We start from the raw sequence: 242 nt of genomic DNA on the forward strand, positions 1-242 counted from the left end.
GTACCCATCATGGCGTGGTGCAATTTGCCCATGCTCAGTGCGCGTACCAATAAGTCGATGTCGGCGGCTTTGACGGTTTTGCCGCTTGAAGCGGTGTAATCGGCCGCAGGGGCGACAAAAGCGACTTTCGGAGTATGGGCGCGCGTAGCAGCTTCGGATACGTCGCTGATCAAACCCATTTTCAGCGCACCATACGCGCGGATGGTTTCAAATTTTTCCAGAGCCGCGGCATCGTTGTTGAT

The 242-nt window shown here is 55.4% G+C and carries 1 protein-coding gene; it reads right to left on the reverse strand.

Going from position 1 to position 242, the window contains the following annotated elements:
- Window positions 1-242: PrpF domain-containing protein (locus tag ACTHRE_RS11175; RefSeq protein WP_440345286.1), on the reverse strand; the 242-nt coding region annotated here is incomplete at both ends.

It is taken from the genome of Neisseria sp. P0001.S007 (genome assembly GCF_051963655.1).
Lineage (GTDB): Bacteria > Pseudomonadota > Gammaproteobacteria > Burkholderiales > Neisseriaceae > Neisseria > Neisseria subflava_A.